The sequence below is a fragment of the Chitinophaga sp. genome (assembly GCF_035538455.1).
In the GTDB taxonomy this organism is placed as follows: Bacteria; Bacteroidota; Bacteroidia; order Chitinophagales; family Chitinophagaceae; genus Chitinophaga.
The window spans coordinates 49315-66267 of the sequence record NZ_DATLKJ010000037.1 but is presented as its reverse complement, the minus strand read 5'-3'; the positions used below and the strand labels follow the sequence as shown (position 1 = coordinate 66267).

The 16953-nt window shown below is 49.1% G+C and carries 14 protein-coding genes; 3 read left to right on the top strand and 11 right to left on the bottom strand.

Annotated elements, in window-relative coordinates; genetic code table 11:
- Window position 1: 1 nt before the first annotated feature.
- Window positions 2-379, bottom strand: coding sequence for a hypothetical protein (locus VM802_RS03980; RefSeq protein ID WP_325528209.1), 378 nt, complete (start codon window positions 377-379; stop codon window positions 2-4).
- A 161-nt stretch (window positions 380-540) separates the two neighbouring features.
- On the opposite strand from VM802_RS03980, the gene VM802_RS03975 reads away from it, so the two are divergent.
- The 3 genes from VM802_RS03975 (at window position 541) to VM802_RS03965 (ending at window position 3777) form a co-directional block, all read left to right on the top strand.
- Window positions 541-1236: a VIT1/CCC1 transporter family protein gene (locus VM802_RS03975; RefSeq protein WP_325528207.1), complete on the top strand. Its 696-nt coding sequence runs from the start codon at window positions 541-543 to the stop codon at window positions 1234-1236.
- Between the two features lie 113 nt (window positions 1237-1349).
- On the top strand, window positions 1350-2837 hold the full coding sequence (zwf, locus tag VM802_RS03970; protein WP_325528205.1) for a glucose-6-phosphate dehydrogenase: 1488 nt from the start codon (window positions 1350-1352) through the stop codon (window positions 2835-2837).
- Between the two features lie 103 nt (window positions 2838-2940).
- Window positions 2941-3777, top strand: a complete 837-nt coding sequence (locus tag VM802_RS03965; RefSeq protein WP_325528203.1) for a hypothetical protein — start codon at window positions 2941-2943, stop codon at window positions 3775-3777.
- 144 nt (window positions 3778-3921) lie between these two features.
- On the opposite strand, the gene VM802_RS03960 is transcribed toward VM802_RS03965, so the two are convergent.
- The 10 genes from VM802_RS03960 to VM802_RS03915 form a co-directional block, all read right to left on the bottom strand.
- Window positions 3922-4965 carry a serine hydrolase domain-containing protein gene (locus VM802_RS03960; RefSeq protein ID WP_325528201.1) on the bottom strand — a complete coding sequence of 348 codons (1044 nt, stop codon included), beginning with the start codon at window positions 4963-4965 and terminating at the stop codon, window positions 3922-3924.
- A gap of 75 nt (window positions 4966-5040) precedes the next feature.
- A complete protein-coding gene (locus VM802_RS03955; protein WP_325528199.1) occupies window positions 5041-7548 on the bottom strand; it encodes a glycoside hydrolase family protein in 2508 nt (835 codons plus the stop codon).
- Window positions 7549-7578: 30 nt separating this feature from the next.
- Window positions 7579-9258: a M15 family metallopeptidase gene (locus VM802_RS03950; protein ID WP_325528197.1), complete on the bottom strand. Its 1680-nt coding sequence runs from the start codon at window positions 9256-9258 to the stop codon at window positions 7579-7581.
- A 14-nt stretch (window positions 9259-9272) separates the two neighbouring features.
- A complete protein-coding gene (locus tag VM802_RS03945; protein ID WP_325528195.1) occupies window positions 9273-10010 on the bottom strand; it encodes a hypothetical protein in 738 nt (245 codons plus the stop codon).
- The gene (locus VM802_RS03940; protein WP_325528193.1) at window positions 10000-10278 is read right to left on the bottom strand and encodes a hypothetical protein; all 279 of its coding nucleotides are present in this window, start codon (window positions 10276-10278) and stop codon (window positions 10000-10002) included. The genes VM802_RS03945 and VM802_RS03940 overlap by 11 nt, the downstream gene beginning before the upstream one ends.
- Window positions 10275-10439 (bottom strand): hypothetical protein, encoded by a 165-nt coding sequence (locus VM802_RS03935; RefSeq protein WP_325528191.1) that lies wholly within the window; start codon window positions 10437-10439, stop codon window positions 10275-10277. The genes VM802_RS03940 and VM802_RS03935 overlap by 4 nt, the downstream gene beginning before the upstream one ends.
- A gap of 4 nt (window positions 10440-10443) precedes the next feature.
- Complete coding sequence (locus tag VM802_RS03930) at window positions 10444-12507, bottom strand: hypothetical protein (RefSeq protein WP_325528189.1); 2064 nt, start codon at window positions 12505-12507, stop codon at window positions 10444-10446.
- Window positions 12508-12518: 11 nt separating this feature from the next.
- Window positions 12519-13565 carry a hypothetical protein gene (locus VM802_RS03925; protein WP_325528187.1) on the bottom strand — a complete coding sequence of 349 codons (1047 nt, stop codon included), beginning with the start codon at window positions 13563-13565 and terminating at the stop codon, window positions 12519-12521.
- A gap of 47 nt (window positions 13566-13612) precedes the next feature.
- Window positions 13613-15556: a hypothetical protein gene (locus tag VM802_RS03920; protein WP_325528185.1), complete on the bottom strand. Its 1944-nt coding sequence runs from the start codon at window positions 15554-15556 to the stop codon at window positions 13613-13615.
- Window positions 15557-15576: 20 nt separating this feature from the next.
- Window positions 15577-16878, bottom strand: a complete 1302-nt coding sequence (locus VM802_RS03915) for a S8 family peptidase (protein ID WP_325528183.1) — start codon at window positions 16876-16878, stop codon at window positions 15577-15579.
- Between the last annotated feature and the right edge of the window lie 75 nt (window positions 16879-16953).

Genomic DNA, 16953 nt, shown 5'->3' with positions numbered 1-16953 from the left:
TCTATGCTTTGGGAGGCTGGAAGATATTACCGGGAAAACTGTGTAAAGGCGTACAATCGTTCATGACAATATAACTCTCCTTCGGCAGTTCCAGTAGGGGTACATATAAGGTTACCGGTACAGGAACAAGCGTGGGAAGGGATATACACAAGACGTCGGGGGATTTGAAAGGCAGCTGCATATCCTGTAGATAGTCGCTGTCGAAAGGCTGTTCATCGATATAATGCATCTTCAGGAAAGCCGCCAGTGTAAGATCTGCATTCTCGCACTTATGCTTTTCGTAATGTTTCACCAGCAGCGGTAGCCTCAGTATCTGGCAGGCATCCGTAGAGCCGAACAGATATAGAAAGAGTAAAAATATCGCTGTAGCTTTCTTCATTTATCGATGATAGAGATTTGACTTGCGCAAATTTAGGTATTTTGAGATTTACGAATGCAGGAATTTTGAAATGCGGGAGAGATTATAACAAATGTTAGCTAATTATAGTATTGTATTTAAAAATTCCTACATTCGAAAATCTCAAAATCCGAATTTCTCTCATGGATCATCAACATAACGAACAGCATTTTACCGGGTCAGCATTATTGAGAGATATTGTTATTGGCATGTCGGATGGTCTTACGGTGCCTTTCGCGCTGGCGGCGGGGTTGAGCGGCGCTGTGAAAGATGTGAATCTGATTGTGATAGCGGGGTTGGCGGAAATAGCAGCAGGTTCCATCGCTATGGGGCTGGGTGGTTATCTGGCAGGAAAAACAGAACAGGACCATTATGAAAGTGAACTGAAGCGCGAATATGCAGAAATAGAAGCGGTTCCAGAGAAGGAGCGGGAAGAGGTGGAAACCTTCTTTGCAGAACTGGGTCTCAGCCGTGAGCTGCAACAACGCGCCGCTGCAGAGTTGATTACAGACAAAGACCGCTGGGCCGATTTCATGATGAAATATGAACTGGGTCTGGAGAAGCCTGACGCGAGGCGGGCTACAAAGAGCGCGCTCAACATTGGGGTATCCTATATTATAGGAGGACTGATACCGTTGCTGCCCTATTTCTTTGTAAACGAAGGCCTCTCCGGATTGAAGATCTCGGCAGTGATCACTATTATCTGTCTCTTTGTTTTTGGTTATATCAAGAGCAAACTTACCGGTCTTAATCCGGTTTCCGGTGGCCTGCGTGTAGCCGTGATTGGTACTATTGCAGCTGGTTGCGCGTTTGCTATTGCAAGGTTGATAAGTGGCTGAGGTAACCGGGGAATTTTTGTTTAGTTACCGTTTACGAAAACATAACGTGAACGATAAAGCCCACTGCAGTAAATAGCAGTTAAGTTCCGAAAAAATGGGCTATATTTCGGGCTATGAAACCGAAAAAAGTTTTTCCGTCCGCTATAACCATCTTTGGTGCAAAAGGAGACCTTACCAGGCGTAAGCTGATACCTGCCCTGTATAATCTTTACATTGAGAACCGGCTACCCGAAGCTTTTACTATTTACTGTGTGGATTTTCTGACCGTAGATATGGATGCTTTCCGTAATGATCTGCTTGGAGGCATTAATGAATTCAGCCGTAACGGCAAGGCTGATCCCAAACAATGGGAAACATTTGCGGAGAGGATCTGTTACCTGCAGGGAGATTTTACACACCCGGATACTTATACACAGCTGAAATCGAAGCTCGATGAATTTGATATGAAAACGGAGAAGCGCGGCATACGCATGTTCTATTTTGCCGTAGCACCCCGTTTTATTGAAGTGATTGCAGAAGCACTGTATACACATAAGCTGTGCAATAAAGCCGCGCTGGATCGCATCGTGGTGGAGAAGCCTTTCGGCTCTGATCTCAATACTGCTAAGAAGCTTAATCGTTTCCTTGCAAAACGTTTCGCAGAAAAACAGATTTACCGTATTGATCATTATCTCGGGAAGGAAACCGTGCAGAATATCATGGCGTTCCGCTTTGCCAACTATGTATTTGAACCACTGTGGAATAAAAAATATATTGATCACGTACAGATCAGTGTGGCAGAACAGGTAGGGGTGGGAAAACGCGGCGGCTACTATGACAGCAGCGGCGCCCTGCGCGACATGATCCAGAACCACCTGATGCAGCTGCTCTGCATCGTTGCAATGGAATGTCCCGGCGCTTATGACGCAGAAAAGATACGTGATGCCAAAACAAAAGTGATGAAGGATGTGAGACCGTTCACACCAACAGATGTTTTTAAAAATGTGATCCGTGCTCAATATACTGCCGGTGAAGTGAATAGTGCCGTTGTGCCTTCGTACCGCGAAGAAGCGCAGGTGTCTTCCAAATCAAATACGGAGACTTTTGCCGCTATGCGCCTGTTCATTGACAACGAACGTTGGGAAGGTGTACCTTTCTTCATGCGCACAGGTAAATCGATGACCCGGCAATCTTCTGTGATCGTCATCCAGTTCAAGGATTCTCCGCATAAGATCTTTAAGGATGACGTAGTACCCAACCGGCTGCTCATCAGTATTCAGCCGGAACTGGAAATAAGCCTGCTGTTTGAGAGTAAGGTGCCTGGTCTGGATATGAAGCTGCTGCCGGTAGAAATGGACTTCATGTACCAGGATGCCTACAAGGAGTCATTGCCGGAAGCATATGAAGCGTTGCTGCTGGATGTGCTGGAAGGAGATGCTACCTTATTCATGCGTGCAGATCAGGTGGAAGCTGCCTGGAAAGTAGTTATGCCGATTATTGATACCTGGAAGAAATATCCTGCCAAACAACTTCGCTTATACAAGGCTGGTACCTGGGGTCCAGATGCTGCCACTACGCTGCTGAAGCCATATGCGAAGGATTGGTTCAGATTGAGCAATTAAGATTTGTTTATGTATTTATGTTGTTATTTGGTTATTTAAGTATAGTAAGAGATTTATTACCGTACTTAAATAACCAAATTGCAACATAATCAAATAGCTACATATGACTGACTGGAACTGGTTTTTCAGTTCATTCTGCCAGAGCGCCGCTGCGTTGATCGGTATTATTGCTGCTTTTCTGATCTCCAGGCTGATAGGGCTGAATGAAAAAGTGAATGCGATTCTGTCGGTTTTTGAAGAGCTGATGATCGAGCGAGACAAACTGATACACAGCTTCGGACAACGCAGGTTCCGCTGGTACAACTCCACCCTGATGCGTTGCAGCGAAGCCCTGCGCGATGAGATAAAACGCGGCGCCTTCCATGACCTCAGCGATATCGACATCCTAGAGAAAATATATTCAGAAGACGACCGTCTGTTCAAAGCCAACGATGTGGTGCTGAAAACCTTCCGCGAACTGCAGGAGAAATACCAGCGCAATGGCTTTACCGAAGAAGCGGTTCCGCACGAGGTGCAGGATCATCTTCAGCGTGAAAGAATGTTTATCGATCATCTTGAAACAGATACCCGCAAACTCATTCAGCTATTCCGCAAGAATGAACAGGAATTGAGAGTATTCCGGGAGACCTTCAAGCCTGTCAGCAATATCATTATTGTGCTGATCATCGCTTTTCCGATCACAGTTATCTATCCATTGCATTTTATGCCGGTACAGGTTGGGCATACTCCCGCGGAAGCCATGAGTTTACCGGCGATGTGGAGCACCCTTACGAGTCTCAAAGGCTTTTTGCTAACGGCTTTCTTCATCACTATAGAAGGGATTTTCGTCTACTTCCTTACATTAAATGACAAAATGCGGAAAGACATCGGGAAAGGAATTGCCAGGCATTCTCCCGATTATCAGAAGATGCATTATTACTCGCCTTATCTGGAATTGTAGTTTCTCGCAAAGGTGCAAAGGGAGCAAAGGATATTTTTAAGTTAATTAAGACTATTTAGTAGTCCCCAAAATATACTCGGACTATAAAACAGTTCTTTGCTAACTTAAAAATATCCTTTGCTCCCTTTGCACCTTTGCGAGAAACTACAGTTGCTCCCTTACCAGTTTGCGGATTGTCAGGCAAGTAGGCAGGGTAATGGCGGCGCCATTGTTGGCGATGAAGGTAAACACAAAGCCCGTGATTTTTTTGGAGCGGTTGATCCAGGGATGACTACCAAATGCGCCAGGACTGCTGTTCTCCATGAGCGTGCCATCGGCAGTGGTGAGATCGCGCCAGTTGCCGATACCGTAGAAATGAGGTGTGTTGAGGATATTGAGCGGATAGGGAGAATAAGCTACCGTCACGTTGCCGGTCATACTTTGTTCCATCGCATCTACTGCTATGTTGGTGAGCACACGTTTACCGTCAGTGGTTACGCCTTTGTTCATCAGCATGTCCAGGAAGCGCATATAATCTGCCGGTGTGCTGCGCGCGCCGCCTGCAATGATAGGATTGGAGGTCAGACCGTAGTCTGTGTCTGTCATGCCGCATGGACTGAATATTTTTTGCTGTGCGAGGTCACCCCAGCTTTTTCCACTAACGACTTCGCATATACGACCTGCTATTTGCATGCTTATGCCGCCGTAGTAGAAGCGGGTTCCAGGCTGACTTTCCAACGCTACATTTTTTGCGATGTTGTCCACTGCCTGGGTCAGCGTGAGTGTTACGTCTGATTCATAGCCTTGTGAAGAATTGCCGGGGAAGCCGGATGTATGGGAGAACAGTTGTGCGATGGAGATTTTTCCTTTGCCATAAGTGGTGAAGATGGGAAGAAATTTTCCGACAGAATCTGTGAGTTTCAGCTTTCCTTCATCCACGAGGCTCATGAGCACTGCGGCCGACAGCCATTTGGAACAGGACGCAATGAGGAGGCGCGTACTGGCATTGTAACCGCCGGCCTGCCGGGAGTACACGGTTTTTCCATTCACATGAATCTCTACATAGCAACGGCCGTTGAACCGTGTGGGAACGGAATCGTTCAGTACTTTATCCACTGCACTGAAAGCAGGGGAAGTGTGCGTTTCATCCTTTTTACAGGCGCAGAAAATAATTCCTGCTGATAATAATAACAGTGGCAGTTTTTTCATCGGAGAGGGAAGGTGTTTCCTGCAAGATAAGATTTTAGCAGTTAGAGACTAACTGCTAAAATCTTATTCCACTCCTCAAAGCGCTTGTATATGCAGATGGTCCAGTGCATCTGCAAACAGGTACCTGATGTTCGCACCCCTGCTCTGTGCGTTGCTGATGGCTGTACGCAGTACATTACGGGATGTTTCATTGGTGATATGATTCAGGTCTGTGGCTGTGCTACCGGTAGGAGAGTGTTCATTCCAGCGGTTGGGCAGGAAGAAGTTGCCGGTAGTGGGCAGGTCCTGGTACTGTGGTAACAGGGTTGGCGGATGTGTATTGTTATAAACGGTGATGTGACCGTTATAGGTAGTAAAGTCATGATCTGCACCTGCTCCGTCTGCATAGGGGGGCCTTGGCAGTCCCAATGCATAGGCGCCCGGCGCCAGGTTATTGATGGCTACTACCACTGCATCCAGGCATTGCTGCTGATTACGCACATCGATACGTTTGCCGTCGATGTGGGTGATATCTACTGCGGTGCCGTTGGAGTGATGAGATGATGCCGGGCGGATATAACTTAATATACCGAATGCCGGATTGGCACTCCTGTTATGGTCCAGTGAGAAATAGAGTATTTGTGCGATACTTTGCAGCAGTGGCAGCGAAGGCACAAAGGTTGTACCGTTCAGCGTGTAGTTGCCATTGGTTCTGATAGATTCCAGCTGCTGGCGTATGGCCTGCGGAATGGCTACACGGCCTGGGTTGGAGAGGATGTCACCGGCAAATTCCTGTACGGTGCTGCTGTTGGCGCCGGATACACCTGGCGCTGCCGGAGCCCCCGGTGTTGCAGGAGCAGCAGCTGGTGTATCGAAGCGGGTCAGATTGTTATGATCGATGATCTGTATGAGGCTGGTGGCGTAATTGGGATCAGTAGCATAACCAGCCCGTGCGATCTCTCTGGCAAACTGGCGTGCATCGTCGGTATGGTTGAAGGCTTCGTGATACCTGCTGTTGCGGACGAGGAAATTGCCATGATCGGTGAAACTGTCCGTAGCGCTGGCATATGCTCTGAAGTAGTCTTTTACACGCCAGCGATAGCGGGTGTTGCCACTGCCGTCGGTGAATTGTTCGATAGATATTATTTCCGGATATGGATGCCTGCTGCGGTCATTGTCGCTGTGTACTTCTGTAGTGGTGAGCAGCTGTCGTTCTCCGCTCCAGGAGGACCCTGCTTTGATACCGAAGAAATTGAAGCGTGGTGCATGTCTGCCCCAGCCAGACTCCAGTGCGGCCTGTGCGAGGGTAACGGAAGCGGGTACACGCGTTTGCCGCATGCTATCTACGGCATTCTGTCCATATTGCTGGATAAAGTCTTCCTGTACGGTGAAATCAGCAGCAAAGCCATCGTTGATGTCAAAGGAGAAGGACTGGGCACCGCTGCCGGAGACGGCCCTATTGAACAGCTCTATCTCCGCATTGCGGCGGTTGATAAGTCCCTGGGAGTCTACCAGCTGACCATTGCGGCGTACTTTCACCCACTTGCGCATTTCGGTGGGGACAGCGCCGTAGTTGCCCTGGTTGAGTAAGCGCAGTAGTGTAGATCTCCTGAAGTTTTCTGTACCGACGTTGTACACGAAACTCACCAGTGCGTCAAACTGGTTCTGGTTGAGCGTTACGGTTACGCGGCTGTTGACGGCTTCCTGGAAGGTGGTTAGTCTTTCCTGGAGCAGCTGGGTGGCGCGTTGTTCTGTGATACCGCCGGCGTATGGTTGTTCAGATGCGTCGCCATTGCAGTTGCCTTTATGTAATAATGTTCCGTAGCCGATGGTACAGTGACCTGCCTGGTCGTTGTACTTTTGTGCGCGGAAGCCTTCCAGTCTTTTGATGAGGTCTACGCCGGCGGTGGAAACGGTGCTCATTTGTTCCGAAACACCGTTGAAGGAAAGAGAGCGGGCTACAGAAACACCGGTGGGCCAGTGTACGATCTGTATCCTGCCGTCCCATGCAGTACTCACGCGTACCTCTCTTTCAAATTTCACGAGGAAGTCAGCAAATCTTTCCTGGTAGGTGTTTCCGGCTGCGGGATCAATGATGGTAAGTTGTGTGCCTTCGGGTGTACCGTCGCCACGGATAGCAGTCATGATGCGGGCGTGAATACCGAAGTTGGCATCAGAACCTTCAGCGGTAGTGATCCAGATGGGGCCATAGTTGCGCATCATCTGTTCCCAGCCGGCAATGGTGAGGCTTTGCGGGTATTCGAATTGTAATCCGGCTGTGCGCAGGAACGGGATCTTTTCGGAAGCGAGGAGTCCCTGGTTGTTCCTGAATTTATTGAGATAGGTGGCGCCGATATTGCCAATAACGGTTTCTATGGAAGATGATTGCTGGTTTTTCCATCCTACCATCATGGTGGTAACGGTGGCCCAGCATACCATGCCGGAGGGTTGGCGCAAGGGCGCTACAATGCCGGGCACTGCATAGTTAACCGCATCAAATGAGTTGGCGAATCTTTCCACAATGGATGCAGCTTCCGTATATCCGTTAGACCCGCGCTTGCCGGTGCTCAGCTGTTTGCTTACTTCAAAGAAACGATTTTCCATTTTTGATAAAGATTGATTATCTGAAGAATATTAGATTACTTTTCCCAGCTCGAAGTGCATACCGTCTTTATGTCCGCGGAAGTGGCCGCCCCAGAAGAATCCGTGCTGGTTGGCGATGGCCACCAGTTCTCTTACGCAGCCGCGTTGTCCCATTTGCGCGGGTTCCTGACCAAATCCGTTCTGTGAAGCATTGATGTCGAAGGCAGTGCCCCAGGAGTGGTTACTGAGCGGCCGCGGGTTGCGTCCTTCGGTGTGCCTGATGAACCGTGCGGCATAGCCGCCTTCAAAGGTGAGTACTCTGTCGAGCAGGCCGGCGGCTTCCCAGGCGGCCCAGAGGCGGCGAAGCCTTTCGGCACCGGCGCGATGGAAGTTGATGCTGCCATGTTGGATAGGACGTCCGCCCTGGAGCTTACCGTTCAATTGAGGGATGTCAACACTCGTGATATTATCTCGCATCCAGTTGTCTGTGACACGTATACCGTCGCCGCCGAAAGTAGACGGGTCGGGTACAAAGGCGAAGGCGCCAAATTCATTTGCGCGTTCCTGAGAGGTCAGCGGACGCAGGTTGGTGGGACGGGGTGGAAAGTCTGCAGGTGGGCTCATCTGCGTGCTGGGTGCAGGTTGCGCTTCTACAGTAGCTGCAGGCTGCTGACTTTGCCCTTGTTTATGTATTTCATCCAGGTCATGCATAAATTCTGCCGGATCAAAATCCTCCTGCTCACTCATTTTCTGTGGTGCGGCAGTAACTGTATTGCTTGTATTTTTGGGGGAAGATGAAGGCCGTGATGGCGGCGCTTCCTGCACCCTGTCAAACTCATTGAAGCGGTTGTTCAGTTCTTCTGTGTCTACCTGTATGGTGCCCAGGTTATATGCATTGGCGAACTTCATGTTCTGGGCTATGCGGTCGAAGATGGCGTGTTCATTTTTGGCGCCGGGATCATTGCCGGCGGTGTGACCGTTGCTGTTGCCGTTGTCGCTCACAGACTGGGCTTTGCCCAGTTCATCGCGGCTCACCATAGACTTGCTCTGTGCGTCGTATACTTTTTTGCCGGAGAGTATAGCTTGCAGGTCGCTTACGATTTCTTCTTCTCTTGACGATAATGAACCGCTGCCGGCTTCCTGTGCGGTGGATGGAGGTTGCTGCATTTGTTTCAGGTCACTCAGCAGGGAGTCCGTATCCGGATGCGCAGCATCGGGTGCAGGCACGCCGGTATCTGCTGCGGGCGCTGCGGGTTTTGCAGGAGCCGGTGGCTTTCCGTATACAGGTGCAGGCGCAGGCGCTGATGTATCCGTTGTTGCCGCCGGATCAGCTTCGGCGGCGCCGGCAAATTGGTTCAGCACATCTGTCTGTAAATCCTGGTTGGCGCTTACGGTTGAAGCGGTGGCTATATAACCAGGGTCAGTTGATGCGGGATCATAATTGTCACCATTATACGAGAATGATGCTACCACATATTCTTCTTCACCAGTTTCGTCTGCCGTGGAAGAAGACATCACAATATATTCTTCAAAAACATCCCCATCTTTATCCATGGACGCTGCCACGATATATTCCTGGAAAGGCTCACTGTCTTTGCCCGGAATCACTTCACCGTTGTCAAAGCTCTGCGTCAGCGGACGATGCTTCTTTTTCTTTCTGGGCGGGCGGTGACAGCCGTAATAATCGCTCAGCATGTCGTCGTAGCAGGTGTAAGGAGTATGCTTCTTCATATGCTGTTACTTTTTTAAAGCCGGATATTCATTTTTACGAGGGTATAGGGGTCGAAGGTCATGATCAGTTCTGAGTCACCTTTGGCAATATGCTGCCTGTCCAGCAACACTTTTATCTCATTGGGGCTGAAGTCCATTACTTCTGCCAGGCTGTTGTTAATCACTGTCACCGGCGGATATTGCGGGTCCAGTGTAAAGTTTTCTCCTTTGATATGGAGATAGGGGCGTTTGTTGTCATCCAGGGAAAGACTTACTGCGCTTACCTTCGGCGGTGTCATGCTCCTCCTTGATTTTTGTATCTGGTTGGCCAGTGTCTTATAATCTATTTCGTTGTCGGATGCGCGCTGGATGTCTACTTGTTTCTTTTCTATTTCTTTGAGATCATCAACAGAACTTACGCCCATTTTGCGCAATGTTTTTTTGGTTTTCGGATCTACTTCTATCTCATCTATTTTGGTATCATTCTTCAGTCCTGATATTTTGGTGGTGGCTCTTACCTGCTGGTCTGTGATTGAGCCCAGCTGTATGTTCACCTTCGAAGCGCCCTGCTGGCCTGGTTGTGCGGTGATGAACCTGATCTGATCTCCATCGTAAGTAGGAAAGATGTTGAGATCAATAGCGAGGTCTTTCACTGTGTAGGTCAGCGGTTTGTTGATGGCTTTGATGGCCAGTGTTTCGCGGGTTTTGTCCAGCTCCACCACCAGCGAGTCTACAAAGTCTTCGAGGTTCCAGTATTTGTTATCATTCGCCATTTTCGGGAGGGGTATATTTTTCTGCCTTAACAGTAATACTGTGATAGGAAGGACGGAAGGAAGTGTTTACCCTGTACAAGGGGGGGACAGATCCTATTGTCACTTTGCCGTTATCGTCCACGCTGATGTCCAGTTCTACGGGCGTAGCTATTTCTATTTCATCGATATAGAAATGCATGCCACTGTTTTCATCCCTGATGCTGTTTCCGGGTATGTCCAGTAGTTTGTCGAGAATATTGCGGAAGGAGAGGAATGATTCGTCTATCATGATGCCTTGATTTTATTGACAGCGTTGAGTGTTACTTTTACATTGGTTTCTATTTCAAATCCTTCAAACTTGTATTCTTCCGCTTCATTATCCTGCTTGTTACTGTCTTCGCTTTCATCGTCAGACAGGCTGCGGACGTATGTATAATAAGGGTAGTCCATATGCTTACTGATTGTTTGATTTAATGCTTATGATCCTGGCGCTTACGGGCAGCGGGAACTTCACTTTGGAGCTGTTCAGCTGATCTACATAGCCTTCCTGTGTAAGGGATTCTACTTTGCCCAGCGTTATTTCGAACTGCCTGAACACCGGTACTATCCAGACCATTCCCTGTTCGTAGGTTCTGCCTCTCATTTTGATGTTGTAGATCATCTCAGATGCATTTGAACGTGCGAAGTCCGCTGTTTTGATTGCGGCAAGCTGTTCGTCATTGAGCGGGGCTGCGCCTTCCCAGCCTCCGAGCAGTTTGTTGAGTTCCGTGATGCTCAGCTCAATACCGGCTTTCATTTTTCCTGAGGTGGTATCGGTGAGGCTTTCCTTATCTTTTTCGTCGACAGATAATTTCGTAGGGGTGATACCGTTAGCGGTATGATCTGCAGATAATGTTACGGTGTATTTTGCGTCAACATTCAGTTCCCACAGCGATTTTGATTTGCCCAGGGAGGGGGATTGCCATACTTTGTTCCAGAAGCTGCGGTATACTTTCATGTCGGTCAGTTCTTTTTCGCCTGATACTGCGGCGCCCTGATCCTGTGCAAAGTACTGTTGTACAAATACGGCGGGCGTATTGCCAACGGCTTTGTATTCCTTACCACTGGCAGTTCTCCATCGCATCTCTGCGAATATTTCTATGTTTTTGTTCAGCGGGATACCGGAAATTTCATTCTTCATAAATTCGAAGTCCAGTACGCTGTTGGCCATAACGTCTTTACGGCGGAAAGTTTTTTCGAGCAACAGCTGCCTGGTGGCAGGATCTTTAATGTAGAACGTATAGATGGCTCTGGGTAAGGGTTTGGAAGGAGCTGTGCTAACGTTCAGTTTTATTTTGAAGACAATCTTATCTGTCTGTTGCAGCAGTAAAACTTTCTGGCCGTTGTAAGGCGATAGTTTCAGCGATTCGAATGTGAGCAATACTGTACTGCTGAGGGCATAGCTGCCATTGGATACTGACAGCGATTGTGCGGCGGCGGGAGCCGGTGCAGCTGCAGGTGGTGCGGCGGGCGCATTTTGCAGTTGTGCGATCAGCTGGGCCAGTACGGCGGGGTCCACGGCGGGTGCGCCTGCGGCGGGCTGGTGTTGTAACAGTTGCTGTAGCATTAATCTGCGTTGTACGTCACCGGCGAGTGTGGTCATCAGTTGGTTGTTGGCCTGCAACGTTTGCAGCTTGTGCTGGTTTGCAGCGTTGATGAGTTGAGGCAGCAGCTGCATGCCTTGTTGTATGATAGGCCCTGCAAGTGAAGCCAGCAGCGCATCATCGATACCGAAAACGAATGGTTTGGAGAACTGGTTGTTATCGGCGCCATTGACGTCGAAACGATTGTTATCGTTTACCATCGGTGTATCAACAGACTGGGGTGCGCTGAAGCCGGGAATGGAAGGCGCCACCACGCGGAGCACAGCTCCCAGCAGGTTGGCCAGCATACCGGTGGCACCACCGGCAGTACCGCTACCGGAAGATCCGCTACCACTGCCGGTTGCAGGGGGGCTCAGCACATTGATAGCTGCCGGCAGCACCGCTCTTACCAGGCTGCCGAGAATATCTTCGATAGAAGCCTGCTGTGCCAGCTGCTGCGCATCGTGTGAAATATTCCTGACAGGATTGAAATCTGTGGTATACATGTTGGTATTTGCTGATGATGAAAGGGATGATGATAGTGTGAAATGCGTTGTGTTGATCTGTTGCAGTCCGATGGGAACCCGTACTACCTTTGATACCGCGGGGGCCCTGCCACTGGGGTCTTTGGCACTGAGCAACTGAACATAGCAGTTCTCACGATCGAAATAATTTTTGGGCAGCGCTACTTCCTCTTCACTATCGCCCAGGAAGGTGAGCTTCTTTTTTTGCCGGAAGGGTGTCTGCCGTGATACGTCATCCACCCATCTGATGCCGGCCCTGTCTATGATGCGTTTGCCTATTTTGAAACGATAACAGGTATTGGTGCCGATATCTATCTTAAAGAGATAGTTACGGGCGTCCGCTGATTCCCAATGTAAAATAGCCAGGCTCATAGCTCAAGGAATTAACGTGGCGCTGCTGCTCCTGGCGCCGCGATAGCGGGAACGCCGCCTGCCTGACCAGCGGGCTTAAGTGCAGCGACGCCGCCGTCTGCGTACATATTGGCGAAGTTGTCCAGTTTGAAGTAGTCTGTTTTGAATTTGATGTTTACATGTCCTTTCAATGTGGCCGTGAGGTCGTCGGTGGCTTTTTTATCGGAGGTGTTTACCTGGATGTTGGTGTTGGTAATATCGGTGGTCATCGATGGTCCTCCGAAGATGGCGCCGAGGATACCACCATCCGCTTCCACGTGGGTGTTGACGGTATTGATATTCTGGTCGTCGTGGTGGGCGGTGCTGGCGCGGGTGGCTTTGATACTGAATTCCACGGCTGCGTCGATTTCACCTTTTTCCACTACGAGGCGGGTAACGCCCATCAGCAGTACTTCACGGAGTGCGGCGCGGTGTTCTTTCGCCATGTTGATCTTGGCTTCGAGGATATGTTTTTTCACCTCGGCGTCTTCAAGGTCATGTTTTTCTCCTTCGGGGTTGGTGAGCGCCAGTTTGCTGCTGCCGTCTGCCTGCTTTTCGGTGGTGACGTTGTATTTGTCGCTTCTTGATTCTGCCAGGCGTGCGAAGGTATCGTCGTCTTTTACTTTCTTGATGAAGTCGGCTGTAGACTTGGTGGCTTCTTTCATCAGTTTGATGTAGCTGTCAGTCTGTTGCTTCATCACCTTGAGGTTGGCGTCGAATACGGCTTTCAGGAGATCGGCCACAAACTTGGGGAAGTCTACGGAGTCTACCAGTTCCTTGAATGACTTGGTATCTCCCTGGAATCCCGGATCATAGCCTTTGTAGCCCATGTCCTTACCGCTATCGGTGGCCATGCTTTCAGCGATGCCATGCTTCTTCATCTCTTTGGAAGTATAGTCATCTATCAGCGAGAGGTAAATGCTCTTCTGGTCGTCCAGTGGCATGTTCCTGAACACGTCGCTGCTGCCGAGCACTTCCCTGGCCTGTGCCCTGGCAAATTCTTTTATCTGGCTTTTGGAAGGTATTACGTTGATATCCATAGCTGGTTATGCTTTTTGAATTGAATGATGGTTCAGCAGACATGCTATCAGAAATCCCATTCGTCTTTACCATTGGCAGACGGGGTTTTTGCCGGTGCTTTTTCTTCTTCGTCGTCGTCATGATCTTTGTGCTGCATTCTCATGCGTTTGCGATCTGCGTCTTCGGGGCTTTCGTCGTCATCATCTTTGCTTTGCAGTTGTGCCTGGCTGATGATAAAGGCATCCACATTGCTGATGAAGGTGGAGTACCTGGTATCATCTTCAAAGGTGGCAGGATTGTAATCTGCTATGGAGCTCAGGATTGCGTATCCGAGTTTGGCTTTGTTGTACAGGATGGTTGTTTTCGGACGCTGGTGTTTCATGCCTTCATACAGCATTTCCACTACTTTCCACCAGTTGCCGCCGGCGGGTACCAGTTGTTTCACAATTTCCGGATGGCTCAGTATGCGTTTGATTACGAAGTACAGTTCATCATATATGATGGGGGATATTACATTCGCCATGCCAGAGCAGTGTGTGGACAGATTGTATTGCAGATCTTCCACGGACTGCATTACGGTCTGACGGGATACATAGCTGTCGGGGTTGGGGCTTTCCTGCGCTTTCTGGATATACTTAGCCACTTCCATGATCAGTGTACGCCAGAACTTCGGGAATTCCTTATTTACCACTACATCATCAGTTACCGGAGAGTTGCCATAGTTGAACACCTGTTTGTAGAACATCTTCCTTTCGGAAGGACGGGTACGGTCAATGATCTTACCTGTTTTCGGATTCGTGAATTTATTGGAGAATACATACAGTTGCAGGTCTTCGCGGAGCGTTGTATCTGAGATCTGTACGTTGCCTCTTACCATATATTTGTGTGTGAAGAAATTCACTACGCTGAAAATATCGAGGTCTTCGCCCAGCGTCATAGAATAGAACATTTGTGCGGCGCAGCGGATATTGTCTGCCTGTACCTGTACAACAGCGCTGTCGTCGTCCAGGAAGGTTACGCTGAAATCGGGCGCGCTCTGGTCTGTTTCGGTTTCGGTATAATCCTCCCAGCCGGGTGTGTTTTCTGTTTCATTCATGAATATCGGCAGGCGGGAGTCGATGTTGGTTTTGGTCACCGGCAGGATAGAGGTCCGGATCATTTTTATCAGCCGGGGGATCATTGCGACAGGGATACTGTTGAAGTACTGGGAGCTTTTCAACAGCGCCAGTTCAGTATTGTTGTCGACGATATTATTGATGATCTTCTGGATGAAGACGTGAAATGACTGTGAGGAGAAAGAAGGGTTACCTTTCAAGACATCTTCCATGATGTGGTCGTTGTCATCGTTGTAATCCATATCCAGTTTTTCCGCATGTATATACTCGCGAGCGGCGCTCATCTGTGTATATACGACCACGTTACGGTTGCCATACCGGTTGCCGAATATGAAGTTGGTAAGACCATTTATTTCCTGGTAGCCTGAGTTGTAGCCCATTGCCAGCAGGTAATCCACGATGGCGGGATAGCTGAGTATGCTGCGGACATTGTAATCGAGGTTGTTCCAGTTGTTGGCAAGCCTGTCGGAGAAATCAAATTTGAGAAGCGACAGTTTATCTTCAGCATCGATATATTCTTCGAGGGAATAGAGATGTGGCGCGCCGCTGCCATTAAAAGTACCGGAAGCAGTGGTACTGTTGGTATTGATGTTGTTGATGGCGCTGTAGATCTTATATAGCAGGCTGTCTTCTTCCCACTGATGCTCTGCTCTGTGTTTGGAGCCATAGCGTCTGGATTTCAGCGGGGAGGTAATGAAGTCGGCTATGAGTGAATCATCCGGGCCTATCCACCCGCCTTGATCATCTCTTTGGTAAATAGATTTGGACAAGAGGTCATTGAGGTAGGTCAGCTGTTCTTTCACATTGGCGTCGATATCTGCAGTGACGCCATTGGTTGTGACATTTGTTCTGCGTATTCTAACGCCGTTTGTTGGAAAAAAGTTGAGCGTTGCCATTGACTTGTTGTTTAGAAAAATTATGATAAAATAGCGTTTAACAGTTTGAATGAATCTGCCAGGTTAAGTAAGCCATATCCGGCCCTCTGATCCCTTACCCTGCTGGTGAGCCTGTCGGATGTATTTCTCAGGATATAGTTAATGTCTGTATTGGAGAGTTTGCGACCTTTTTCGGCGGCATATGATTTCATCAGTGCAATAGCGCCGCTCACGAAGGGAGATGCCTGTGAGGTGCCGGAGGAAAGGGCATAGCCGTTGTTGAGATAGGAACTGTAGATGTTGGAGCCTGGCGCTACTACGGTGATATTTGCGCCATAGGAAGTAAAGCCGGTTACCTCGCCGCTGTTGTCCACGGCACCTACGGCAAATACGCCGTCGAGTGCGCCGGGATAGTATTTTTCATCAGTGCCGTCGTTGCCGCTGGCTGCTACGATGGTCACATTTTTGCTGAGTGCGTATTTCACGATGTCTTCGTGTGGAAGGCCCCCACCGGAGTGTTTGATACCGAGGCTCATGTTGATCACATCTGCACCATGATCTACTGCCCATTTAATACCGTTGTTGATATTGTCTACGATGCCGGCACCTACGACGCGGTTGCCGCTGCGCATGGCGGCTAGTACGCGTACCACCATGAGGCTGCAGGAAGGGCAAACGCCTTCATTCATCTTCAATCCTTTTGCGGCGATGATGCCTGAAACGTGTGTACCGTGGCCAACCTGATCTTCAGGCATGGCATTTATATTCAGTACGTCGCCGATGAATGAGGAAGTATCGAGGCCCTGAAGGTCGACGAAATTCTTCCTGAGCACAATTTTGTCTTCCAGTTCGGGATGGTTGAAATTGGCGCCGGTATCCAATACGGCCACACGTATATCGCGTGTGCCCTTTGTCCATTCTTTGGCATAGGGGAGATAGATCATCTCCCCTGGGTCACTTACAGCCATCGTCATTGCTCCGGATACTTCGCCCGGAAACTCGGTGGTGCCCAGCAACAGCATCCGCACTTCCGATATGAAAGGAAGGTGTTCTATCTGCTGTATGGCTGTATCGGGCAGCCTTCCGTCCTGCTGAAGGATAATACGGAAGGTGAGATGAAGGTTAGCATTCCTTTCATCTGCGCTCCATTCGCCTGCATGAGGTTTATATTCCCTGGTCACCCAAAACCGGAAGTTAACGGCGTCAAAGATGCGGTCTACATCCGGCAGGAACCGTTCCACCACCGTTGTTTTATCATTGATAAAATCAAGCCAGTAAGGGATACGGGCAGGCAGCTGACTTTGTACGTCAGGTACAACTTTAATGACGATGTGCTCTTTCATACGTATAACTGCAATCGAATAGGCAAATATTCAATTGTTGACAAGAAGTATATTCTATTGTATTGTTGGAGGCAA